At 66.9% G+C, this 22,319-nt stretch carries 24 protein-coding genes; 8 read left to right on the forward strand and 16 right to left on the reverse strand.

From position 1 onward, the window contains the following. Positions 1-74: 74 nt before the first annotated feature. Positions 75-995 (reverse strand): TIGR03571 family LLM class oxidoreductase, encoded by a 921-nt coding sequence (locus J2751_RS02250; RefSeq protein WP_209482840.1) that lies wholly within the window; start codon positions 993-995, stop codon positions 75-77. 151 nt (positions 996-1,146) lie between these two features. On the opposite strand from J2751_RS02250, the gene J2751_RS02255 reads away from it, so the two are divergent. Then, positions 1,147-1,710: a hypothetical protein gene (locus J2751_RS02255; protein WP_209482841.1), complete on the forward strand. Its 564-nt coding sequence runs from the start codon at positions 1,147-1,149 to the stop codon at positions 1,708-1,710. Positions 1,711-1,734: 24 nt separating this feature from the next. Here J2751_RS02255 and J2751_RS02260 read toward each other — a convergent pair whose 3' ends face one another. From J2751_RS02260 to J2751_RS02270, 3 genes are all read right to left on the reverse strand, one after another. After that, positions 1,735-3,597 carry an SLC13 family permease gene (locus J2751_RS02260; RefSeq protein ID WP_209482842.1) on the reverse strand — a complete coding sequence of 621 codons (1,863 nt, stop codon included), beginning with the start codon at positions 3,595-3,597 and terminating at the stop codon, positions 1,735-1,737. A gap of 173 nt (positions 3,598-3,770) precedes the next feature. After that, positions 3,771-4,055: a translation initiation factor eIF-1A gene (gene eif1A / locus J2751_RS02265; protein ID WP_209482843.1), complete on the reverse strand. Its 285-nt coding sequence runs from the start codon at positions 4,053-4,055 to the stop codon at positions 3,771-3,773. A 97-nt stretch (positions 4,056-4,152) separates the two neighbouring features. Beyond that, on the reverse strand, positions 4,153-4,863 hold the full coding sequence (locus J2751_RS02270; RefSeq protein ID WP_209482844.1) for an AAA family ATPase: 711 nt from the start codon (positions 4,861-4,863) through the stop codon (positions 4,153-4,155). 186 nt (positions 4,864-5,049) lie between these two features. Between J2751_RS02270 and J2751_RS15685 the strand changes: the two genes are divergently transcribed. The 3 genes from J2751_RS15685 to J2751_RS02280 all read left to right on the forward strand — a co-directional run bounded on the left by J2751_RS15685 (position 5,050) and on the right by J2751_RS02280 (position 7,324). Next, positions 5,050-5,175, forward strand: a complete 126-nt coding sequence (locus J2751_RS15685; protein ID WP_280900819.1) for a hypothetical protein — start codon at positions 5,050-5,052, stop codon at positions 5,173-5,175. Between the two features lie 134 nt (positions 5,176-5,309). Further along, entirely contained in the window at positions 5,310-6,008 is a 699-nt protein-coding gene (locus J2751_RS02275; protein ID WP_209482845.1) for a carbonic anhydrase, read from the forward strand. 71 nt (positions 6,009-6,079) lie between these two features. Further along, entirely contained in the window at positions 6,080-7,324 is a 1,245-nt protein-coding gene (locus J2751_RS02280) for an outer membrane protein assembly factor BamB family protein (RefSeq protein WP_209482846.1), read from the forward strand. A 178-nt stretch (positions 7,325-7,502) separates the two neighbouring features. Here J2751_RS02280 and ndk read toward each other — a convergent pair whose 3' ends face one another. From ndk to rpl7ae, 4 genes are read right to left on the reverse strand one after another with little or no spacing between them, the layout of a single operon-like run. Further along, complete coding sequence (ndk, locus tag J2751_RS02285) at positions 7,503-7,982, reverse strand: nucleoside-diphosphate kinase (RefSeq protein ID WP_209482847.1); 480 nt, start codon at positions 7,980-7,982, stop codon at positions 7,503-7,505. Next, a complete protein-coding gene (locus tag J2751_RS02290; RefSeq protein WP_209482848.1) occupies positions 7,979-8,170 on the reverse strand; it encodes a 50S ribosomal protein L24e in 192 nt (63 codons plus the stop codon). The genes ndk and J2751_RS02290 overlap by 4 nt, the downstream gene beginning before the upstream one ends. A gap of 3 nt (positions 8,171-8,173) precedes the next feature. Continuing rightward, complete coding sequence (locus tag J2751_RS02295; protein WP_209482849.1) at positions 8,174-8,398, reverse strand: 30S ribosomal protein S28e; 225 nt, start codon at positions 8,396-8,398, stop codon at positions 8,174-8,176. Positions 8,399-8,404: 6 nt separating this feature from the next. After that, positions 8,405-8,767, reverse strand: coding sequence for a 50S ribosomal protein L7Ae (rpl7ae, locus tag J2751_RS02300; protein ID WP_209482850.1), 363 nt, complete (start codon positions 8,765-8,767; stop codon positions 8,405-8,407). A gap of 241 nt (positions 8,768-9,008) precedes the next feature. On the opposite strand from rpl7ae, the gene J2751_RS02305 reads away from it, so the two are divergent. Next, positions 9,009-10,433 (forward strand): bifunctional metallophosphatase/5'-nucleotidase, encoded by a 1,425-nt coding sequence (locus tag J2751_RS02305; RefSeq protein WP_209482851.1) that lies wholly within the window; start codon positions 9,009-9,011, stop codon positions 10,431-10,433. Here J2751_RS02305 and J2751_RS02310 read toward each other — a convergent pair. The 3 genes from J2751_RS02310 to J2751_RS02320 all read right to left on the reverse strand — a co-directional run bounded on the left by J2751_RS02310 (position 10,425) and on the right by J2751_RS02320 (position 13,006). Next, entirely contained in the window at positions 10,425-11,318 is an 894-nt protein-coding gene (locus J2751_RS02310; protein ID WP_209482852.1) for a bifunctional methylenetetrahydrofolate dehydrogenase/methenyltetrahydrofolate cyclohydrolase, read from the reverse strand. The genes J2751_RS02305 and J2751_RS02310 overlap by 9 nt on opposite strands. 175 nt (positions 11,319-11,493) lie before the next feature. Then, a complete protein-coding gene (locus J2751_RS02315) occupies positions 11,494-12,258 on the reverse strand; it encodes an aldo/keto reductase (RefSeq protein ID WP_209482853.1) in 765 nt (254 codons plus the stop codon). Between the two features lie 73 nt (positions 12,259-12,331). Then, on the reverse strand, positions 12,332-13,006 hold the full coding sequence (locus J2751_RS02320; protein WP_209482854.1) for an HAD family hydrolase: 675 nt from the start codon (positions 13,004-13,006) through the stop codon (positions 12,332-12,334). Between the two features lie 161 nt (positions 13,007-13,167). Here J2751_RS02320 and J2751_RS02325 point away from each other — a divergent pair, with 161 nt between their 5' ends. After that, complete coding sequence (locus tag J2751_RS02325; RefSeq protein ID WP_209482855.1) at positions 13,168-14,307, forward strand: CBS domain-containing protein; 1,140 nt, start codon at positions 13,168-13,170, stop codon at positions 14,305-14,307. 82 nt (positions 14,308-14,389) lie between these two features. Here the strand turns inward: J2751_RS02325 and radB are convergent, their stop codons facing one another. After that, positions 14,390-15,097, reverse strand: a complete 708-nt coding sequence (radB, locus tag J2751_RS02330; RefSeq protein ID WP_209482856.1) for a DNA repair and recombination protein RadB — start codon at positions 15,095-15,097, stop codon at positions 14,390-14,392. A 104-nt stretch (positions 15,098-15,201) separates the two neighbouring features. Further along, positions 15,202-16,563, reverse strand: a complete 1,362-nt coding sequence (locus tag J2751_RS02335) for a sodium-dependent transporter (RefSeq protein ID WP_209482857.1) — start codon at positions 16,561-16,563, stop codon at positions 15,202-15,204. 206 nt (positions 16,564-16,769) lie between these two features. Here J2751_RS02335 and gatB point away from each other — a divergent pair, with 206 nt between their 5' ends. After that, positions 16,770-18,257 (forward strand): Asp-tRNA(Asn)/Glu-tRNA(Gln) amidotransferase subunit GatB, encoded by a 1,488-nt coding sequence (gene gatB / locus J2751_RS02340; protein WP_209482858.1) that lies wholly within the window; start codon positions 16,770-16,772, stop codon positions 18,255-18,257. 535 nt (positions 18,258-18,792) lie between these two features. Here gatB and J2751_RS02345 read toward each other — a convergent pair. From J2751_RS02345 to J2751_RS02355, 3 genes are read right to left on the reverse strand one after another with little or no spacing between them, the layout of a single operon-like run. Further along, entirely contained in the window at positions 18,793-19,317 is a 525-nt protein-coding gene (locus J2751_RS02345; RefSeq protein ID WP_209482859.1) for a redoxin domain-containing protein, read from the reverse strand. Position 19,318: 1 nt separating this feature from the next. Then, the gene (locus J2751_RS02350; protein ID WP_209482860.1) at positions 19,319-19,606 is read right to left on the reverse strand and encodes a glutaredoxin family protein; all 288 of its coding nucleotides are present in this window, start codon (positions 19,604-19,606) and stop codon (positions 19,319-19,321) included. Positions 19,607-19,656: 50 nt separating this feature from the next. Further along, positions 19,657-20,817: a zinc ribbon domain-containing protein gene (locus tag J2751_RS02355; RefSeq protein WP_209482861.1), complete on the reverse strand. Its 1,161-nt coding sequence runs from the start codon at positions 20,815-20,817 to the stop codon at positions 19,657-19,659. A 109-nt stretch (positions 20,818-20,926) separates the two neighbouring features. Between J2751_RS02355 and J2751_RS02360 the strand changes: the two genes are divergently transcribed. Next, positions 20,927-22,297, forward strand: a complete 1,371-nt coding sequence (locus tag J2751_RS02360) for a hemolysin family protein (protein ID WP_209482862.1) — start codon at positions 20,927-20,929, stop codon at positions 22,295-22,297. The last annotated feature ends 22 nt before the right edge of the window (positions 22,298-22,319 follow it).

A 22,319-nucleotide genomic window follows, 5' to 3' on the forward strand; every position in this document is an offset into this window, starting at 1 on the left:
ATGAAGGTGGGTAGGGAACAAACCCGTTGCGGCCGGCGGGCGGCGTGACCGGTCGCCCGCTCACTCGCCGAGCATCATCCGTCGATCACCTCGTCCGCGAACGTCGTCATCGCGGTCTCCGGGTCGTCGCCGTCGAGTCCGACGATGACGTGATCGAGGCCGTACTCCTCCAGTCGCCGGAAGTACTCCCGGAACCACTCGACGCCCGCGTGATACCCGAGATGCCGGTGTTCGGGGTCGGCGGTCGGGTCCGCCGCGAGCTCGACTCTGACGGCGATGGTGAACGGCTTCCCCGTCGTGAGCGTCCGCCAGCGGTCGAGATACGTTTCGAGCGTGTCCTCCGGCAGGTGATAGAAGAGCCAGCCGTCGCCGTGTTCGGCGATCCACTCCGTCGACTGGCGGGCGTTGCCCGTCGGCAACAGCGGCAGCGACCCGGTCGTCGGCTTCGGGAGCACGTCGAGGTCGCCGCCGAGCGCCCCCCAGTCGCCGGTAACCTCGGGAAACTCTTCGCGCCAGATCGCCCGGATCGCCTCGACACGCTCGCGGAACGCCGCCCCGTGATCCGCATCGGCGACGCCGAAGGCGGCGTATTCCGGGTCGCGGTCCCCCGAGGCGATCCCGAGGACCAGCCGTCCGTCCGAGAGCCGGTCGACCGTCGCGGCCGATTTCGCGACGTGGATCGGGTGACGCAGCGGGAGGACGACGCTCGACGTGCCCAAGGCGACCTCGTCGGTGTGAGCGGCGACGTGTGAGAGCAGCGGCCACGTGTCGAAGGCCCCGCCGGCGTCGCCGAACCGCGGCCAGTAGGTCGGAACGTCCCGGGCCCAGAGCCCGTCGAAGCCGACCGACTCGGCGTGTCGAGCGAGTCGAACCTCCTCGGTCGGGTCCGGCGTCGACTCCGACTCGCCGGTGAGCGGAAACCCGACGCCGAACGTCAGTCCGTCGCCCTCGAAGAGTCGGCGGTACCCCCGGTTCTCGTGGTCCCGATCGGTCATCGTCGCTCCTTCGGTCGCGACGCGTATCGGTCCTCGGGTATCGGATCGGCCGGGTCGACCGAGTCGGCTCGAGCCGACCGAATGAACCCGGCGTCGACGTGTTGGCCCCCTGCCGTGCGTTTATGCGACTGCGCCGGCAACACCGACGTGGATGCCGGAACAGCCCTCCCGCGAGGAACCGTCGGTCGCTGCCGACCACGGGAGCCGAACCGTGGATGAGTCTGTCGAACCCGCGGTAGACGAGTCTCCCGTCGACGAGACCCTCAAACGTCGGCTTCGGGAGGCGTACCTCAACGACGAGGAGGACGAACTGGTGGTCACGGCGGTTCGGATCGAGGGCGACGAGGCGGTGGTCGAGACCCGGCTCCCACACGGGGAGGCGACACATACCGAGCGGTTCGACGCGCCGAAAAGCGGGTCTTTAGAGGAGTGTGCGGAGTTTCTGCGGTTCCTCGATTTCGCTGGTGTCTCGCCGCTGGACCTCGACGAACTCGTCGGCGCACGGCTGCCGGCGACCTACGATCCCGAGACGGGCTGGCGCGTCGCCGGAGAGTTTCGCGATGGCAACGTGAACGCCACCGAGAGAACCGGGATCGCCGCGGCGGCGAGTCGATCGGTCGAGTGGATGCGGACCTATCGTGACTGGCTGATCGTGCTGCTTCTCGTCGGCGGAGAGCTACTGTTCGTCGTGGTCCTCATCGTGGTTTTTGGTTGATACGGTGAGGCTGGCCGGACCGAGTCACAGCCCCCAGATCCACACGACGCCGAGCGTGGTCACGACCGCGAGCAGGAACTGGAGTGGGGCACCCACCCGGAGGAAGTCGGTGAACCGGTAGCCGCCGGGACCGTACACCATGAGGTTCGTCTGGTAGCCGACGGGCGTCATGAAGGAGGTCGCCGACGCGAAGGTAACGACGAGCAGGAACGAGAACCCGCTGGCGTCGAGGCGGGCGGCCGCGTCGACCGCGACCGGGATCATCAACACGATCGTGGCCACCGGCGTGATCACGTTCGCGAGCAGCCCCGTCACCACGGAGAACAACAGCAACACGGCCACGAGCGGCAGGATCGTCGCGGTCGCGACGAGCGTCTCGGCGATGAGCGCCGCCCCGCCCGTCTCCTCCATCGCGAGCCCGAGCGGGATTACCCCGGCGAGGAGAAAGATGACGTTCCAGGAGACGGCGTCGTAGGCGTCCGCGGAGGAGAGACAGCCGGTGACGATCATCGCGAACACCCCACCCAACGCCGCGATCACGATCGGGAGGACGTCGAACGCCGCCAGCCCGACGACGCCCCCCATGATCGCGACCGCGACGGGCGTCTTCGGCGAGAGCGGCGGGACCGCGTCGACCCCCTTTCCACCGTCGGAATCACTCGCCTCCAGCCGGTCGAGCGCGTCCTCGTCGAGCACGAACAGGTCGTCGCCGTCGGCGAAGTACTCGGTCGACTCGGGCGTCGTCTGGACTAAGAGGAGGTCCCCCGCGGCCAGCTCGACCTCGTGGAGGCCGGTCCGGATCAGCTCGCCCTCCCGGCGGATCGCGAGCACCTGCATCCCGTGGAACGTCGCGAGGCGAGCCTCGGAGAGGGTTTCTCCGACGTACGCGGACGTCTCCGGCACGACCGCCCGCCCGAGCCGATCCGCGGAGGGGGCGTCCGCGAACGTCTCCTCGGTCACCTCGCCGCGAGGGACCCGATCGAGCCCCTGTCGTTTCAGGAAGCGGTTCACCGCCTCGCGCGCGCCGTTGACCACCAACACGTCGCCCGCCTGAAGCCGTTGATCGGTCTCGACCGCGAGGAACGCCTCCCCGTTCCGACGCAGTTGGAGCGGCGTAACCGGCGACTCGGTCCGGTCGTCGAGCTCGCCGAGGCCGAGCCCGACCGCGGGTGAGCCGGCCGGAACTCGAACCGTCGTAAGGTACTCCTCCAGGCCGAACTCCTCGACCAGGTCGGCGTCGGCCGGGATCCGCGCGGGAGTGAGCCAGCGACCGACCGTCATGAGGTACGCGAGTCCCACCGCGAGGACGACGACCCCGAGCCCGGTGAACTCGAACATCCCGATCGGGCCACGGTCCAGCAGGGTGGCGGTAAACTCGCTGGCGAGCAGGTTCGTGGAGGTCCCGATGAGCGTCAGCGTTCCGCCCAGTATCGCGGCATACGACAGTGGGAGGAGCAGTTTCGAGGGCGATACCCCGCTCTCTTTCGCGAGGTCCGTGATCATCGGGATAAAGACGGCGACCACCGGCGTGTTGTTGATGAACCCCGCGATCGGCCCCGTCGTCCCGATCGTCGCCGCCAGCGCGCGCGTCTCGCTCCCTCGGGCGAACCCGGCGAGCCGGATCCCGAGCCGCTGGACGAGCCCCGTTTGTCCGATCCCGGCGCTCAGCATGTACATCGCGACGATGGTGACCGTCGCGGTGTTGGCGAACCCCGAGATGGCCCCGCGCGCGCCGACGCCCGTCCACGGCTCCAAGGCCGCGAGTGCGACGACGATCCCGATGGCAGTGACGTCGTTGGGGATGACCTCCGAGACGAACAGCACCAGCGCAACCCCGATCAGCGCGAACACGACGAGCGCGCCCGTCGAAACGCCGAAGACGACCATGACGTACCCGACTCACCACCGTTATATATCCGTTCGCCTCTGAGCCGTTTCTCCGAGCAGGCTCCGCGAGGGTTCCGTTCACCTCTAGTTATAAACCGGTCTCGCGGTACGGATGGGTGTTTACAAACTATCAGCTGAGAAGCGGTCGCCTCGCCGCCCCAACGCGTCGAGTGTTACTGGATGTGGCCTTCACGGCGCAGCTGGTCGGCGTCCTCGTCGGTGTAGCGCCACTCGACGTTGGCCTTCTCGTCCTGCCACGACCACGGCTCCGCGAGGACGACGTCGCCCTCGTTAATCCACGTTCGATACTTCATGCGGCCCGGAATGCGGCCCAGTCGCGTCTCTCCGTCCACACACCGGAGGCGGACGTGATTGCCGCCGAGGTGCTCCGTCACGACGGCGAACACTTCGTCATCTGAGGGCATTCGGAGGTTCCGACGCCCGGATTCTTCGCTCACGTCGTTGGGTAGAACGTACGGCGGTATAAGTGATTTGAGACGCGGGCGAACGTGTCCCACGAGAGTCGTTCACGTGCCTCAAGTGATCGGGCCGACGCTACTCGGACGCGTCGCCGGCTCTGTCAAACCCGTCTCCGGCCCCGTCGAACGCGGCGTCGACCTGATCGAACGTCGCCGCCTCCTCGCCGGAGTTGTCGACGACGAGGTGGTCGGTGTCGATCCCGTCGAACAGCTCCTTGAACCGGAGGTGGATGTCGAAGTCCGCGTCGCTGATGCCGTCCCGACGCTCGATTCGGCGTTTCACGATCGACTCCTCACATTCGACTTTTACGAGTTCGAACCCGTCGGCGGCCTCGCTCGCCATCCGTCGAACGTCGCGACGGAAGCGCTCGTCCGCGAACGTGGCGTCGAGGACGACCGCGTCGCCGGCGGTAACCCGATCGCGAGCACGCGCCACCAACTCCTCGTAGACCGCGGCGGTCTCCTCGTCGGAGTAGGTCGGGTCCGGGAACAGTTCCTTCCGGATTACATCCGTCCGGAGCACTCGCCCGTCGACGTGGTCGGCGACTCGACGTGCGACCGTCGTCTTCCCGACGCCGGGGAGCCCGCAGACGACGACGAGTACGCCAGCGGCAACCGTCTCCGCGCCAGCCGGGTTGCTGGCGGAGGGGTCGACCGCATCGCTGGCGGAGGGGTCGACCGCGTCGCTGGCGGCTGTGGTCGTTGGGGGTGGAGAAGCCTCCGTCGTTCCCGCGGTGGCCTCCGTCGTGCTCTGCTCGGGAGCGTCGGTCGCCTCACGGTCCGCCATCGGCACCTCGCCAGGGTTCGGCCGTCGGTCGCCCTCCGTGACTCATCCGGATCGAGAGTCCGGCGAGAGCTACATGAAACTTCCCCTCACGACGGACGCATGTGACCCCTGAACACGGCTGGTGGACCCCACGGAGGGGCCGGTTCGAGCGAAGCGTTCAAATCCCGTGGCGACGACGGTACGGGCATGGAAAGCATCATTCTCGACGAGGACGACGAAGTGCTCGCCCCCGCGGTCGTGGTCGCGACGATCGCCCTGATCGGCGTGTTCGTCATCGGGCTCGTGTATCAATCGATCGGGCTCGTCATCTGAGCGGGCCCCGTCGGTTCGGCCCCGACCAGCGACGGGTCGTGCGCGTGAACGTCGCGTTCGCCGACGCTCCCGTCCCGGCCGAGGCCGTTGCCCGAAGCGATGTCGCTTTTATTCTCGCGGCGAGGAGACGACGTATGACGCGTGAGATCCTCACGGAACTGCTCGACCGCAACGACGACCACGTCGCCGCCCTCGATCGGGACGTGTTCGCCGACAAGCGAGATGTCCAGCGTCCTCCGGTCGTCTCCGTCTGCTGTTCCGACTCCCGAGTCTCACAGGAGGGGATGTGGTCCGTCGACGGGCCGGGATACCTGTTCACCGCCGGGAACATCGGCAATCGGGTGATCGACGTCACGGCGACCGGCGAGCGCGTCCTGGAGGGCAGCGCCGCCTACCCGCTCGGACACACCGAGACGAACGTGCTCGCGGTCGTCGGGCACACGGGTTGTGGGGCGGTCGGGGCGGCGTTACAGGCGGTCCGAACCGGCGAGTACCCCGACGAGGCCGGCGTCCGTGCCGACGTCGAGGAGCTCGTTCCGATAGTCGAGGAGGGGTTGTCGGACCCGGCAGTCACCGAAGGGTCCGACGACGTCACGGTACGCAACCGCCTCGTGGAGTACAACGTCCACGAGCAGGTCGCCTTCGCGTCCGGCAGCCCCGACGCGGCGGGTGCGGACGTGTACGGCTTCGTCTACGACTTCCACGGCGAGTACGGCGACCGCGACGGTGCCGCCTACCTCGTGAACGCGAACGGCGAACGGGACGCCGACGCGCTCCGCGAGCTAGTCGGCGACGACCGAGCCGACCACGTCGGCGGCCTCCTCGCGAACTGAGACTGACGCGCCGTATTCACGTTCGATCCGCATCCGACAGCGGTATGCCTTCCGGGGGCGAACTGTGGGTAATGGACCGCCGCGTACTGTTCGCGACCCTGATCCTGTTCGCCGGCGGCGCGACCGGCGTTGGCGTGGCCGCCTTCGCGTTCGTCGGCCTCGACGATCCGACTCCCGACGCGACCGTGATCTGGGAGTCGGATCCCGCGGACGGCGACGACGGGACGGGCGCGACCGTCGCGACCGTCGACGGCGACGCGCTCCTCGTCCAAGCGACGCTCGAAGGCGGCGAGATGGCCGTCCGAGCCGTCGAACCGGGCGGGGAAGTCGCGTGGACGGCGTCGGTAGCGGGCGACCCGGCGAACGACGGTGAGTCGGTAGCGGAAAGTGATCCGATCGACATCAGCGGGCTCGCAGCCGGGTCACTCGCCGGTGACCCGGTCGTCGCCCTGACAACGGAGCCCGGATCGCTCGTCGTTCTGGACGCACGGGACGGATCGGAACGGTTCGCGGTCGAGTTGGACGGCTCCGGCGGGATCGCTCCCGCCGTCGGTGATCCGACTGGCCACGGCGAAAGCGTCGTCGTCGCGGTCACCGAGGAGGGGACCCTCCTCGCGGTCGACGCGGACGGTGAGGAACGCTTCGAGACGACCCTCGACGGCACCGTCGAGCGTCAACCCTTGGTCGTCGACGCCGACCCGGATCCCGACGGCCGAGACGAGCCGGTCGCCGGCGGGATCGCGGTGACGACTGCCGGAACCGATCCCGGAACCGTGAGCCTGTTCGACGTCGACGGCGAGGTGGAGTGGAACGCGACGCCGTCCGTGACCGCCACCAGTTGGACCGCGGCGTCGACGCGGCGTGGTCCCGTCCTCGCGCTCGGCGGGACGAACGGGAACGTGGAGACGTTGGAGGGGGCCGACGGGTCGGCTCGATACGAGGTCGGCCTACAGGACCTCCCGATCGAGGTCGGGGAGACCGACGCCGGGCGGGTCCACGTCGGCGGCGTCGGCGATGTCTGGTCCGTCGATCTGCTCGACGGTGAGGTAGTCTGGAAACAGCAGTACGGCGGCGAAACCCGCGTGAACGCGCCGGGCGTCGCGGACGTCACCGGCGACGGGACGCCGAACACGGTCGCCGTGAACCGCGGCGGCGACGTCCTCGCGATGAACCGGAACGGCGACGGGGCGGTCCGCGGGAGCGTTCCGAACGCGGTCGTGTACGCCGGACCGCTGTTCGCGGACGTCACCGGCGACGGCGTCGACGAGACCCTCGTCGTCGGCGAGGACGGAGTGGTCCGGGCGATCGACGCCTGACCCGTCCGTGGCGATGACCGATCTCGGGGGTATTTATACCAGTTTCGCCGCAGGATCGACTGACTGCGAGGAGACGGCACGATCGTTTCACCGGAAACTCGGTGTGTCAACGAAGTAGTTACTACCGGCCCTGACGGGTCGGAGCGGCTGAAAAACGGCGGCTATCCGGGCGGTCCGGCTAGTGGTTCTCGTCCTCGTACACCCACGCGGCGGTGTCGAGGCCGTAGTCGACGAGCTCTTCGTCGTCGAAGAACAGGTCGATCTCGCGTTCGTTCGCGCCCTCGTCCTCGTGGTCCGACGCGTGGATCACGTTATGGCCGAGGTCGAGTCCGAAGTCGCCACGGATCGTGCCCGGAGCGGACTCGGCGGGGTCGGTCTCGCCGACCATCGCGCGGACCTGTCGGGTCGCGTCGGCACCCTCCCACACCATCGCGAAGACGGGGCCGGAGGTGATAAACTCGACGAGCCCGTCGAAGAACGGCTTGTCCTCGTGTTCGCCGTAGTGCTCGTGAGCGAGCTCCTCGTCGATCCGCATGAACTTGCCGCCGACGAGCTTCAGCCCGCGCTCCTCGAAGCGCGAAACGATCTCACCGATGAGGCCGCGCTGGACGCCGTCGGGCTTGACCATCACGAAGGTTCGCTCGTCGTGGTGGCTCACTGTTCGCCACCCTGCCGACGACCTTCCTCGGTCCACTCGAGGTCGCGCGCCTCGCGACCGAGGAGGTAGTTCTTCTCCGCCTTCGAGTCGACGAAGTGGAGTATCTGTCCGTTCTTTTTCACGAACATCGTGCCCGTGCCGGGCTCGATTTCCTCACCGGTGTAATCACAGGTGCGTGTCTCGACCATTGGTTATCGCCCTCCGATGGAGTCCGCGTCGCGCTGGGTCTCCCGGAGCTGGAGCACGTCGCCCATACGGACGGGGCCCAGGACGTTCCGAGTGATGATGCGTCCCTTGTTCGATCCCTCTTGGATGCGGCACTTGACCTGCATGGCCTCGCCGTGCATCCCGGTTTTGCCGACGACCTCGATCACCTCGGCGGTGGTCGAGTCGCCGATACCCTCTTCTGCGCTCATGGGTGGTTATCGGAGCTCCGCGACCTTCTCGTCGATGTCCTCGACGTCGTCGGCGGCGTCGCCGGCGTCGACGATGGCAGCGGCGGCCGAGCCGACTTCGAGGCCCGCGGCGTGGCCGACCTCGTCCTGCGTATCGACGAAGACGACCGGAATACCCTTCTCCTCGGCGAGTTCGGGGAGATGCATCACTATCTCCTCGGGCGAGACGTCCTCGGCGACGAGGACGAGCTTCGCGTTGCCGCGCTCGACGGATTTGGTGGTCTCGTTGGTTCCTTTCTTTACTGTTCCGGTGTCTCGGGCGACCTCGAACGCTTCAAGCGATCGCTCGGCGAGGTCGGCTGGGGTGTCGTAGTCTACGTAAACTGGCATGTGTTGTTCACCTATGTCCTCCGTGTGAGCTCGCGTGTCCGTCCCGTAGCCGGTCCCTGTCGGAACGGCACATCATCGACCCCACAGAGGGTGTACTCCGGAGTTGGCTTGGCCGTCATAAAAACGCTTTCAATACGCCCCGAGCGTGTCAGCGGGGCGCATGGGTTTCCTCCCGGGGCTCTCCGGACGTCGTTCCCCTACTCCGAGCCCTTTTACCGGCTCGACCGACTGACTTCGGTAAATGGTCAGGCTGGTTCACTACTCCGACATCGAGAACGTCTTCGACGCCCCCGAGCGAGCGGCACGCCTCGCGGGCCGGATCCGGGCGCTTGACGGCCCCGACGCGGCGGTCGTCGCCACCGGCGACACCACGGCCCCGGGCGTGCTCTCGCTCGTCGCGCAGGGGCGACAGATCCTCGATTTTTATGCGGCCACCGATACGCTCCTCGACACGTTTGGGAACCACGAGTTTGACTACGGACCGGACTCCCTCCGCGGACTCGTCGCCGACGCGCCCGTTGAGTTTGTCTCCGCGAACGTCCGTGACGAGAACGGCGATCCCTTCGGTCGCGAGCAGGGCGTCGTCCCGTGGACTACCCGCGTCGTCAACGGTGAGACCGTCGGGTTCGTCGGTGTCACCGATCCCGCGACGGACTCGCTTAATCCCATGGCGGCCCCGCTCTCCTTCGACGACCCCGTCGTCGCGGTTCGGGCGGCGCTCGACGACCTCGCGAGCGCGGAACCGACCGTCGACCATCGCGTCGTACTCTCACATCTCGGCGGCGGTGACGATGCCCTCGCCCGTCAACTTGATGTCGACGCGATTCTCGGTGGGCACGTCCACAGCCCGCGGAACGAGCAGGTCAACGGGACCCTGCTCGTCCGACCGGGTGTGAACGGTGCTGTCGTCGCGGAGGTCGACCTCGGTGCGCCGGACGACCCCAACCACACCCCAACCGCGACGCTCCACGAACGCGACGGCGCGGACCCTGACACCGAGTTGAAAACGGCGCTAAACGGTCGGATGGAGGCTGCCGATCTCGACGAGGTCGTCGGGAAAGTCTCCGAACCGATCGCCCGGACGGGCGAGGTCGTTCACGGTGGAGAGTGTCGCGTCGGCAACTTCGTCGCGGACGCGTTCCGGTGGGTACACGACGCCGATGTCGGGCTCTCGAACGCCGGGGGGCTCCGACAGGGTGACGCGTGGGACGGCGACGTGACGAAGGCCGACCTGATCAGTCTCATCCCGTTCGAGGAGCCGGTCGTGTTGGTCTCCGTGACGGGCGAGGAACTTCGAGGGATCCTCCGCGAGATGGCGGCCCCCGACGTCGACTTCGGCGAGGACGACTGGTGGCACGGCCACGTCTCGAACGCGCGGGTCGTCTGGGACGCCGACGACGAAGTGCTCCGGGAGGCGGCGGTCGGCGGCGAGCCGATCGATCCCGACGCCACCTACACGGTCGCCACCTCGGAATATCTCCTCCACTCCGACCACGAGTTCCCGACGCTGGAGCAGCGCCACCGGATCGGCGAGGCCGACATCCAGTACGAGGTGCTCGCGGCGTACGCCCGCGAGCACGGCATCGACCCCGCCATCGAGGGTCGGATCGAGATTCGGGGTCGAGCGGACGACGAGCCGAGCGATCACACGGTCCCGTCAGGGTAACGCCACGTCGATGCCGTGTCGCTCGCTCGCGGATTTCACGGTGTTGTACAGGAGCATCGCGCGCGTCATCGGGCCGACGCCGCCGGGGACGGGCGTGATCGCGCCGGCGACCTCGCTCGCCGACTCGTAATCGACGTCGCCGACGAGCGCGTACCCCTTTTCGGTGTCGGCATCGACGCGGTTGATCCCAACGTCGATAACGGTCGCACCGTCCTTCAGCATCGAGCCGCCGATGAACTCCGGGATCCCGGCCGCGGCGACGACGATGTCCGCGCTCGCGAGTTTCGCGTCCAAGTCCTCGGTACGGGAGTGACAGACGGTCGTCGTCGCGTTTCCGACCGGTGCCTTCTGGATCAGGAGGTTCGCCATCGGTTTGCCGACGATGTCTGAGCGACCGACGACGACCGCGTCCGCGCCCTCGGTTTCAACATCGTAGGCGGCAAGCAGCTTCTGGACGCCGTGGGGCGTACAGGGTTTATATCGGGCGTTTCCCGCGACGAGCCGCCCGACGTTCTCCGGGTGGAACCCGTCGACGTCCTTCTCGGGGTCGATCCGACGGAGTACCTCGCGTTTGTCGACGTGGTCCGGGACGGGTAGCTGGACGAGTATCCCGTGAACGTCCTCCCGGTGGTTGAGTTCGTCGATGGTTTCGAACAGCGTCTCGGCGGGCGCGTCGGCGTCGACGTCGACGTGGATCCCCTCGATCCCGACCTCCTCGCAGTCGCGCTGTTTCATGGAGACGTACGTCTCGCTCGCGGGGTCGTCGCTCATCAACACCGTCGCCAGCCCCGGTTTCACGCCTGCGTCCGTCAGCGTCTCCACGCAGTCCGCGACGCCGGATCGAACCTCCACCGCCACCGCCTCGCCATCGATGACCTCGGTCATACCCGAACTGTACGCGGCGAACGGAAAAACACCCCGGGATCGTGTCTATCAGCCGCAGAAGAAACAAGTTTGTATCCACGAACATGTGGTATACATCGTCCACGCCGCCCGCACCACCCACGCCGCCCACGCCACCCGCACCGCCCACACCGCCCGCGTCGCTCGGCTCGGACGGTCACTCCGGGAACAGTTCGCGCTCGCGCTCGACCGCGTCGATCGCGGCGATATCTGCGGGGTCGAGCGTGAGGTCGGCGGCCGCGAGGTTCGCCCGGAGATGAGCCCGGCTCGACGCCTTCGGAACGGTCACGACGGGCTCCTTCGCGGTCGCCCACGCGATCGCGACCGCTTCGGGAGTGGTTCCGTGTCGCTCCGCGACGTCGACGACGGCGTCCACCTCGTCGACGCGCCCGCCCGAGAGCGGCGAGTACGCGACGAGCGGGTAGCCGCCCTCGCGGGCGCGTTCCACGAGTTCCGGGCGGTAGAACAACGGGTGGAGCTCCGTCTGATGGGCTGCGATCGGCACGTCGAGAACGTCGTGAGCGCGGTCGAGGTCGGCGGGCTCGAAGTTCGAGAGGCCCACCGCGTCGACCAGTCCAGACTCGACCAGCCGGTCGAGCGCCGGAAGCGTCATTGCCGGGTCGTACTCGCCGCGCGGACGGTGGACGTACAGGAGATCGATCGTCTCGACGCCGAGCAGGTCGGCACTCTCGCGAGCGGTCGGGGTGACCTCCGCCTCGCCGAGCGCGTCGATCCACAGCTTGGTGGCAACGGTCACGTCCTCGCGGGGCACGTCGCTTGCGGGCAGCGCGTCGCCCACGACGGCCTCGTTGCCGTAGATCCGGGCGGTGTCGAGGTGACGATATCCCACGTCGAGCGCGGTCGTGATCGGCCCGGGGTTCTCGATTCCCATCGTTCCCAAGCCGACGGGCGGGAGCCTCATGGCTCACCATCAGTCGGGACCCGCATATATCCGCAGGGGATCCGGGAGCCGGGGGATCCGCCCACCGATCGGGTCACGTCGAGTCGACGGGAGCGCGGCCACAGAGGCTCACGAGGTCGTGGAGGTCGTCGAGCTCGTAGGTGGGGTCGGTGGAGAGCTCGAAGGACCGACGGTGGGGCCGACGGAGGAACGCCGAGTCGATGCCCGCGTTGTCGGCCGCGGCGACGTCGGAGTCGTTGTCGCCGACGAACAGTGCGGTCGCCGCGTCGAGGTCCTCAAGAGCACGTTCGAGATAGTACGGGGACGGTTTCTTCCGTGAGAGGCTGGCGATCGACGGCTCGCGGCCGTAGACGACGTGGAACCGGCCGGCAAGCCCGAAGTAGTCGAGCAGGTCGTCGAGCGTCGCTTGCTGGTTCGAGGAGACGATCCCGAGGGGAACGTCGAGATGGCGGAGCGCGTCGATGTCGTCGTAGGGGGTCTTCCGACCGGCTCTGGCGGCGTCCGCCTGTGCCGCGGTCGCGACCTCGTCGCGGACGCGCCAGAACTCGACCGGATCGAGGTCGTACCGCTCACAGATGTCGGTCAGGGTCGCGGGGTCGACGCCGACGGCGACCTCGTCGACGTGAGCGAGGTCGGGGTCGGTCTCGCCCAGCCGCTCGAAGGCGTCCCAGGCGGCCTCCCGGAGGGTGTCGAACGGGGTCCGACCGAGCAACACCCCGTCGTGGTCGAAGACGACGGCGTCGTACACGGCCCCACCTCGGTCGGTAACCATCAAAAAGGTTTCACCGTCTCGGTGAATCGGCTGTACCAGCGTCTCAGGCCTCTATTCGGGCTCGAACGAGCGATTCCACGGGTCGGAACGACTCCCGCACTTTCAATACCCGGCGCGTCGAACTAGTAGATTGGACCATGAACATCTCTGATATCGCAGTACCGGAGTACGTGGAAGTCGCCGCCGATGAGCGACTCGCCAAGGTCCGGTCCATCTTCGAGCGGGAGAACCCCAAGGGAATCGTCGTCACGGAGGGCGGTGAGTACGCGGGCGTAGTCGGTGAAAAACAGCTCCTGCGCTCTCGTATGGAGGACGACACCAAGGTCTCCGCCGTCATGAAGCCCGCCCCATCGGTGAAGCGGACGGAGGACGTCCGGGAGACGGCCCGTCTCCTCGTCGAGGGCGACGTGAAGATCGCCCCCGTCTACGAGGGCGAGAAGCTCTACGGCGTCATCACGGTCGACCAGATCCTAGAGGCGGTTCTCGACAGTCTCGACGCCATCACCGTCGATCAGGTTGCGACGACCGACGTGATCGGGGTCAACGACGGCGACAGCGTCGGCAAGGCGATCAACCGCCTCCGCGAAAACGGCGTCTCCCGACTTCCCGTCCTCGACGACGACGGCGGGCTCGTCGGCGTCGTCACCACGAACGACATCGTGGAATTCGTCGTTCGCGACCAGGAACGACAGGGCAGCGGCGACCGCGCCGGCGATATCGACCGGATGCTCGATCTCCCCGTCTACGACATCATGTCGACGCCCGTCATCACCGCTACCGGTGACGAGACGGCGAAGGCCGCCGTCTCGCGGATGTTCGACAACGACGTCTCCGGACTGGTCATCACCCCGAACGATGCGGAGACCGTTGCGGGAATGGTCACCAAAACGGACGTGTTGCGCGCGCTCACGTTCACCGAGGAAGACGCGATGGACGTTCAGATCACCAACGTCGACCTCCTCGACCGCGTCTCCCGCGAGCACGTCGTCGAGTCGATCGAGGACGTCGCGGACAAGTACGCCGAGATGCAGGTGATGCACGCGCACGTTCGACTCCACCGGCACAAGGAGAAACTTCGCGGCACCCCGCTGATCCAGTGTCAGATCCGACTCCGGACCAATCAGGGTCAGGTCGGCGGATCCGGCGAGGGGTACGGCGCGGAACACGCCTTCCACGTCGCGCTCGACAAGCTCGAACGCAACGTCCTCGAGATCAAGGGCGTTAACGCCGACGCGGAGTACAAAGGCCAGCTCCTCCGGAAGCTCGGCGGGATGTAGGCGGGGGCGCCCGACCACATTCGGGCAGCTCCGGACCCGTCCGCATCGTACCGTATCTGTACCGCTCACCTCCACGGGTTCGCTACTCGTCGACACCTGCCGCAAGCCCGTCCTCGACGATCCGGAAGGTAGCCGTGTCGCCGGCGGGTTTCGAGCGGTGTTTCTCCAGTGTCGCTCGGCGGTTCCCGCCGCGGAACCGGTCCACTCTGAGGATCGCCCCGGTCCAGTGGTTGAGGGTGTTCCCGCCGAGCGCGCGGTCCCGGTCGCCGTCCGGATCGGTGAACACCTGATTGGTGATCACGACCGCCAGATCGTGTCTGCGCGCCAACGAGAGCAGGTGCGTCACCTGCTTTGCCACCTTCCGGAGGGACTGGCCGCCCTCGGTGTCGCCGGCGCGTTCGAGCCGGTAGAACCCCGTCGCTGAGTCCAACACGATGAGGTCTACCTCCGGGGCCAACTCCTCGGCGTCACGGACCGCCTCGCGCTGGTCCTCGAAGTCGTACGCCTCCGTGATCACCAGCCGAGCGGCCAACTCCTCGATAGTATCGTCGCTGCCGGGACGCCCGGCGTACCCCGCCGCGATCTGTTCGAACCGATCGATGGAGAGCCCCTCGGTGTCGATGAACAGCGACCGGTCGCCGCCGGCGGCGACCTCGACCGCCGCGGCGAGCGCGAGGTTCGTCTTCCCGGCCGCCGGCGGCCCGTACACCTGCGTGACGACTCCGCGTTCGAAGCCGCCGCCCAACAGGTCGTCGACCGGATCACAGCCGGTCGGGATCGGATCGCTCACTACGAGGGAGTTCACTCCCGTTCGTTGTTAAACGGTCGGTCGCGGCGAGCGGCGTTCGGCCGGGAGGAAACGACCGTACCGCCGTCTACTGCGCCATCGATCGCCTACCGCGCCGCCAGCCAGTCGGCGAAGTCCTCGGTGAGGAACTCGGCGTACTCGACGACGCCGAGGTACAGCGAGACGGCGACGACGACGACAACGGGGATCCGAACCACCCAGATCCACGCCTCACCGAGGCCGCCGAGGTCGCCGATCCCGATCTCCAGTTCCTCGCGGGCGGCGTCCGAAGCCACCCAGCCGACGAACAGCGCGAGCAGCAGCGCGCCGAGCACCAGCAGGATGCTGTCGGCGAACAGGTCCAAGAGATCGAGGAAGACGAGATCGACCGTGACTGGAACCCCGAGCACGAAGACGGCGACGCCGAGACCGGCCGCGGCCGGAACGCGGTCGACGCCGAACTCGTCCATCAGATAGGAGGCGAGCACTTCGAGGATGCTGATAGCGGAGGAGAGCGCGGCGATCCCGACCATCGCGAAGAAGACGGTCCCGATGACGCGACCCGCCGGGATCTCCGCGAACGCCGCGGTGAGGCTGACGAAGATCTCACCGGCACCGCCGTCACCGGGGGTGAGTCCGGCCGCGAAGAGGAACGGGAACACCACGAACCCGACGATCACGGCGATGGCCGTGTCGAGTCCGACGATGATCCCGGCGTCCTCCGCGAGGTTCCGATCTTCTCCGAGGTAGGAGGCGTAGGTGATCATCACGCCCATCCCGAGCGAGAGGGTGAAGAAGGCCTGCCCGGCCGCCGCCGGCAGGATGCTGGTCCAGTTCTCGGCGATGACGCCGAAGTCCGGCGAGAGGTAGTATGCGTACGCCTCCGCGGACGCGTCGAGCGTGAACCCGTAGGCCGCGAGTCCGATCAGGAGAACGATGATCGCCGGCACCATCACCTTCACCGCGACCTCGATCCCGCTCCGGATCCCGGCGGCGATGATGGCCACCACGAGGACCATGAACAGGGCGTGAAAGAGTAGCGAGTCGAGTCCGGTCGCGACGCTCCCGAACAGCGCCTCGGCGGCCTCCGGGTCCGCCGCACCGGCGGCGTAGCCGTCCGTAACGCCGATGACGGTGTACCGGAGGAACCACCCGGCGACGACGCTGTAGTACGAGAGGATGATGAATCCGGTGGCGACGAACAGGTAGCCGACGTACCGCCACGCGCCGCTGCCCAACTCCTGAAGCGCGCCGACCGGGTTCAACTCCGTTCGCCGTCCGACCACGAACTCGACGAGCAGCGCCGGGAACCCGATCAGAGCGATGAAGGCGAGATACACCAGCAGAAACGCTGACCCGCCCTCCTGTCCCGTGATGAAGGGGAACCGCCAGATGTTCCCGAGTCCCACCGCGCTGCCGACGGCGGCGAGAATGAACCCGACCCGTGTCGCCCACGTCTCTCGTGCCATGACTGTCGGAGAATTCAGTGAAAAATATAAAAGGATGTTCTTTGGCGCGATTCATCGTCGGTCGATCGAACGAACGATCATCAGGGACCGACAGTCCGTTCCACAGCGTCGAGACATGGGGCGTGGCGCTTGGCGGTTCCGGTCGTCGGTTCGCCACTGCCCGGTTCCCGACACGGTTTAGGTGACCCGCCCGCAACGGGTCGCTAATGAGTACGCAGGCCGCGACCGAGGAGACGGCGGTCGTGATCGGGTTGGAGGTCCACGTCCAGCTCGAAACCGACACGAAGGTCTTCTGTGGCTGTTCGACGGAGCCCGACGACGAGGAGGAGCCGAACACGCGCACGTGCCCGACCTGCCTCGGGCTGCCGGGCGCGTTGCCCGTCCTCAACGAGGCCGCGGTCGAGGCCGCGGTGAAGATCGGGAAGGCGCTCGACTCGGAGATTCCCGAGACGACCACGTTCCACCGGAAGAACTACTACTACCCCGACCTGCCGAAGAACTTCCAGCTCACCCAGTACGACGCCCCGATCTGCGCGGGCGGCGAGCTAGCGGTCGCCGTCGACGGCGACCGGCGCACGATCGGGATCACCCGGGCGCACTTGGAGGAGGACCCGGGAAGCATCCAGCACGCGGGCGGCTCCATCGAGTCGGCGACACATACCCTTATCAACTACAACCGCGCTGGCACGCCGCTGATGGAGGTCGTCACGGAGCCCGACTTCCGGTCGCCCGCCGAGACGCGCGCGTTCCTCGCAAAGCTGGAGGAGGTGCTGGAGTATCTGGGAGTCTTCGATGCGACCCGCGACGGGAGCCTGCGCGTGGACGCCAACGTCTCGCTCGTCCCCGCGTCGGAGATGGCCGAGGACGGCTCCGTCCCCGAGGACGTGCTCGCCGACGCCGATCGCGCCGAAGTAAAGAACATCTCCAGTCACAGGGGCGCGGAGAAAGCGCTCGCCTACGAGATCTCACGCCAGCGAAACGTCCTCCGTCGCGGTCGCGAGATCGAACAGGAGACCCGCCACTGGGACGAGGGCCGCGGCGTCACCGTCTCGATGCGCTCGAAGGAGGCCGAAAAGGACTACCGGTACTTCCGCGAGGCCGACCTCCCCGCCCTTGAAGTGTCGGACTGGAAGGAGGAGATATCCATTCCCGAACTCCCCGACGCCCGTCGTGAGCGGTTCGGGGAGGAGTACGGGCTCGACGACGAGGCCGCCTCGAAGCTCACCTCGACGAAGGCGGTGGCGGACTTCTTCGAGGATGTCGCGAGCGAGTTCGACCCCGAACTCGCGGCGACGTGGGTCGCCGACAACCTGCTCGGCGAACTCAACTACCGCGAGCTGGCGATCACGGACGTCGACGGCCGCCTCGACGAGTTCAAACGCCTGATCGAGCTCGTCGCCGCCGAGGAACTGACGGTCAAGAACGCCGAGGAGGTCGTGCTCCGCGGGATGCTCGACGAGGGCGACGACCCCGAGGCGATCATCGACCGCGAGGGGCTCGGCAAGGCGGAGGGCGACGAGGTCGCGGACGCGGTCGCGGCCGTCGTCGACGAGAACCCCGAGGCGGTCGCCGACTACCGCGACGGCGACGAGGGCGCGATCAACTTCCTCGTCGGACAGGTGATGCAGGCGACCGGCGGCAGCGCCGACCCCGGGCAGGTGAACGGACTGCTTCGGGAGGAGTTAGACGACTGAGCCGGCCGGGCGACGAGCAGTACTCTTAAATGACAGCAGGAGTGGGTATATCAGATCGCCGGCGACGAGATCGTATTTAAAGTGGTATGAGCGGCAGCGACGACCACTTATAAACGAGCGATGCTATCGGCGTCACCGGCGGCTCCGCCGCCGGTTGCTAGCGAGAGCTTCGCTCTCGCCCTGCGCCTCGGTGAGCGGCTCGGAGAGCCGCGAACCGCGAGGGACCGAGGGTCCCTCTGGCAGCCGGCGCTACGCGCCGGCGACAACGCAAGTGACGAGGAGCGCAGCAAAGCGCGCGAGTCCTCGCGACTGGGGCTTTGGAGGTGTTCACCGCCGATCCGCCAGCAGCCATTTATAAACGAGCGACTGAGGCTTTGGACGCATTCACCGCGTCAGCAACGACGTATAAACAGCTGCCAGCAACACCACTAGTCCACTTATAAACACCTACCAAACCGTATTGCGAGACCTACTCCCGGAGTCGATCACGAACGTCTCCGCGTGGACCGGACGCAAGTCAAAGGGAGTCACGTGCTCACTCCGGGCCTCGATCGCTCAGCTCGTCGATCGCGTCCTCGATCGCGTCGTAATCGGGGAACTCAGGGTGTTCGCCGGCGACCCACGCGTATCGGACGACGTGCTCGGTGTCGAGGAGGAAGACGGCGGGGCGTGCCTCCGTGATCCCGGCCATCCCATCGACATCGTGGTCGACGCCGTAGCGCTCGACCACCGTCGCGCTCGGATCCGAGAAGATCCGGATCCCGTCGCCACGCTCGGCGAGCAGCCGCTTGTGCTCGTACGGCGAGGAGACCGAGAGTCCGTACACGTCCACGTCGTCGGCCCAGCCGCGGTCGTCGATCTCGTTGTACAGGTACGTCGTCTGGAACGCGCCGTCCATCGGATGGAACAGGAGGAGCGTGGGTCCGTCGACGAGGTCCGCGAGCGCGCGATCCTCCCAGAACTCGTCGCCGACGAGAGGGCGAGTGAACGCCGGTGCCTCGTCGCCGACCGCGACGTGGTCCGTTTCGGGGAGGTCGACGACGTCGAAGCCGAGATCCATCTCAGGCACCCCCGGCTGCCGCCCCGTCGCCGCTTGCGCCCCCACCGTAGGTCCGTTCGAGGTACGCGACGATGTTGGCGCTCTCGGACATCGTGACGCCGGCTTCCTCGTCGACGATGACGGGGACGCTCCGCGCGCCGGAGACGCGCTTGACGACGTTGCGCTCGGAGTGCATCGGCTCGACGTATCTGGACCGGTAGTCAAGTCCGAGCGCGTCGAGCGTCCGAGCGACGCGCTCGCAGAACGGACACGCTTGGAGTCGATAGAGCGTGATCGGTTGCTTCGACATGGACGGTCGTTGGGCTGCCGGTCGGGTAACCGTGTCGACGCCGGCGGAACTCACTCCCCGTCGGTCGTCGTCTCCGAAACCGGATCGCGGCCGCCGATCGTCCCCGCCTCGTCTACCGCCCCGTCGACCGTCTCGTCTACCGCCCCGTCAACTGGCTCGCCCACCGCCTCGTCGAGGGACGCCTCGACGTCCGTGGACGGCGCGGCGGGGCCGTCGGTCCCGAAGAGATCCTCGCGGGCACAGGCCGCACAGTAGTGGTTCGTCTCGTACTCGTGGGTGCGGACCGGCACGCCCGCCACGAGCGTCTCGTCACGACGGCGACGAACGACCCCGCCGTGGAACTCCCGGTCGCAGACGACACACGGCTCCTCGACTGGGTCGACCGGTTCGAGAACCCGGTGGTCGACCGTCTTCCGCCGGCCGAACGCCGTGATCCGGTGTCGGCGATCCAGTCGATTGTCGACCGGCGGGGCAACCAAGAGACCGGCGAGCGCGAGCACGAGTCCCACACCCGCCATGGCGATCGACCCGCCCTGTGCGGCGACAACCGCGATGAACAGGCCGATAAGGAGCACGAACGCACTCAACGCGTACGCGGCGGCGGTCGTCAAGACGGACTCCTCGTCCGGATCCCGCTTCGGCATGGGGTAGTGCTCGTCGTCGACGGAGAGTCGGCGCGTCTCGGCGAGGGTGGAGTGGTGATAGTAGCCGTACAGGAGGTTGCCAACGCCGCCGGTGGTGGGTAACAACAGGACGTGGATCGGGATCGAGCCGATGTCCCGGTCGACGAGGGTGACCGTGTGGCCCTCGTCGCGTTTCACCTCCCAGCCCGCGTCGAGATGGTGTCGCACTCGCCGCCGGAACGCCGACTCGTCGGCGGTCGACGTGGGGCCGTCGGGGGTCGACGTGGGGTCGTCGGCGGTTGACGTGGGGTCGTGGAGTTCGTCGTTCGACCCACCGGTTGACGACCGGGCCGCCCCGGTTTCGGAGGCCGACCGATCGGCACCGCAACCGGAACAGAACGCGTCGTCGGGTGCGAACTGATCGCCGCACTCCCGGCAGTACTCGGGCCGTCGTCCGGCGTTCAGGTCCGTGCCGCACGTCGAACAGAAGTTTGCGTCGGCGTCGACGGTTGCGCCGCACTCGTGGCAGGTCGGTCGCTCGGAATCGTCCGGTTGCTCCGGATCGCTCGGATCCGTCGTGGAGGGCATCGATCGAATCATGTGTCGTCGACGACTTATGGGTTGCCGTGGATCCGTGCCATCGCGACACCGTCGGAGAGTAACCCTTTAACAGTCGCCCGACACACGATTAATGAGCATGGGTTCATCGTCGAGCGTACTACTGGCTGGCGTTCCGGGGGCTCCGCCGGTGGTCGATCCTCTCGTGACCGTCGGTGGTATCGCCGCTATCATCGTCCTGCTCGGGATGTCGGCGTTCTTTTCCTCCTCCGAGATCGCGATGTTCTCGCTGCCGAAACACCGCGTGTCAGGACTCGTTGAGGAAGGCGTCAAACACGCGAAGACGATCCAGATTCTGAAAGAGAACCCCCACCGCCTGCTGGTGACGATCCTCGTCGGCAACAACTTGGTGAACATCGCGATGACCGCCATCGCGACCGCGCTCATCGGCGCATACGTCGAGAGCGCACTGCTAACGATCGTCCTCACCACCTTCGGTATCACGGCGGTCGTACTGCTGTTCGCCGAGACCGCCCCGAAGTCGTACGCCGTCGAGAACACGGAGTCGTGGTCGCTGCGGATCGCTCGACCGTTGAAGTACTCACAGACGGTCCTATATCCGTTGGTCGTCCTCTTCGATTACCTCACTCGCGTCGTCAACTCGATCACGGGCGGCCGGGCGGCGATCGAGTCGACGTACGTCACTCGCGAGGAGATACAGAACATCATCGAGACGGGCGAGCGCGAGGGCGTGATAGAGGAGGAGGAGCGAGAGATGCTCGACCGTATCTTCCGGTTCAACAACACCATCGCCAAGGAGGTGATGACGCCGCGACTCGACGTCACCGCCGTGCCGAAGGAGTCGACGGTCGAGGAGGCGATAGAGAAGTGTATTCACGCCGACCACGAGCGAGTCCCGGTGTTCGACGGCAACCTCGACAACGTCGTCGGGATCGTCACCGTCCGGGACCTCGTCCGCGAGCTACGGTACTCCGAAGGCGATCCCTCGCTCGACCGCGTCATCAAGCCGACCCTCCATGTCCCCGAATCGAAGAACGCCGACGAACTGTTGGAGGAGATGCAGGACAACCGCCTCCAAATGGTGGTCGTCATCGACGAGTTCGGAACGACGGAGGGGATCATCACTTTGGAGGATATGGTCGAGGAGATCGTCGGCGACATCCTAGAGGGCGACGAGCCGGAGCCGATCGAGTTCGTTGGCGACAACGTCGCGTTCGTCCAGGGCGAGGTCAACATCGACGAGGTCAACGAGATGCTCGACATCGACCTTCCGGAGGGCGAGGAGTTCGAGACGCTCGCCGGGTTCGTGTTCAACCGAGCCGGCCGCCTCGTGGAGGAGGGCGAGGAGATCGAGTTCGACGGGATCCGGATCCGTATCGAGCAGGTCGACAACACCCGGATCATGAAAGCACGCGTGACCGTACTCGACGTTACCGAGGCGGAGGACGGACCCGACGAGGCGGAGGCGCAGGTCGACGAGGCGGAGTAACCGGCGAGAACTCCTCCCGTGC

Source organism: Halorubrum alkaliphilum, from assembly GCF_017873815.1.
Lineage (GTDB): Archaea > Halobacteriota > Halobacteria > Halobacteriales > Haloferacaceae > Halorubrum > Halorubrum alkaliphilum.